1 protein-coding gene is annotated in these 1,141 nt (G+C 77.2%); it reads left to right on the top strand.

Going from position 1 to position 1,141, the window contains the following annotated elements; genetic code table 11:
* Nucleotides 1–28 precede the first annotated feature (28 nt).
* On the top strand, nt 29–1,141 hold a 1,113-nt coding region (locus MXD58_RS25135), incomplete at its 3' end, for an FtsK/SpoIIIE domain-containing protein (protein WP_250610124.1).

The following is a 1,141-nucleotide window of genomic DNA, read 5'->3' as shown; positions in this document are numbered from 1 at the left end:
GGACGCGGCCGCGCCACCGGTGACCCCCGTGGCGCTGCCGTGGAGCGCGCTGGGCCGGGCGCTGCCGCCGGCGACGCCCGATCCGACCGGTGCGCACGACGACGACCCGGCCGCCGGCGGCGAGCTGGGACCCACCGATCTCGACGTGCTCGTCGACCTCATCCGCGACGCCGCCCGGCACACCGCCTACCAGCCTCAGCCGAGCCCCTGGCTGCCGGCGCTGAGCCCGCGGGTGGTCCTCGACGACCTCGACGAACTCCTGCGTGACAGTGCGGCGCGCGGCGTGCCGTACGCGCTGGTGGACCTGCCGCACCGCCAGCACCAGCAGCCGGTGTGCGCCGACCTGGCGACGTTCGGGCACCTCTACGTCCTCGGCGCGCCACGGTCGGGCCGCTCCCAGGCGCTGCGCACCCTCGCCGGCGCGCTGGCCCGCGCGCACACCTGCGCCGAGGTCCACCTCTACGGCATCGACGCCGCCGGCGGCGCACTCGCCGTGCTCGCCGACCTGCCGCACTGCGGTGCCATCGTGGGCGGAACCGACCTGGAACGGCTCGGCCGGCTCTGCGACCGCCTCGGCGCGGAACTCATCCGCCGCCAGCGTCTACTCGCCGAGTACTCCTGCGCCGGCCTGGACGAACTGCGCGCGGCGATGCCCGCCGAGGACGCCCCCGCCCACCTGTTCCTCCTCATCGACGGCTGGGACTCCCTCGCCGCGACCCTGCCCGAGCACGACGGCGGGCGGCTCTACGACGCCCTGCTCAGCCTGCTGCGGGAGGGCACCGGTGCCGGGATGCACCTGGTCGTCACCGCCGACCGGGGCCTGCTCGCGGGCCGCGCCGCCGGGCTGAACGACCACCGCGTCCTGCTGCGGATGGGTGATCGCGGTGACTACGCCGCGATCCGCGTCCCGCCGCAGCGCATCCCCGCCCACGTCCCGGCGGGCCGGGGCTGGCGGTCGGTGGACCAGGGGGAGATCCAGATCGCGCTGCTCGACCCCGACCCCGCCGGCCAGGCACAGGCCGAGGCGCTGCGCCGGATCGCCGTGCGGGCCGGCGGCCGGGATCGTGACGTGCCCGCCGAGCAGCGGCCGTTCCCCGTCGCCGCGCTGCCCGCGCCGATGGCCTTCGCGGCCGCCTTCGAC

It is taken from the genome of Frankia sp. AgKG'84/4 (assembly GCF_023242965.2).
GTDB lineage: Bacteria > Actinomycetota > Actinomycetes > Frankiales > Frankiaceae > Frankia.
Note: the sequence above shows the minus strand (reverse complement) of the source record. Positions and strands in the feature narration are given on the sequence as shown.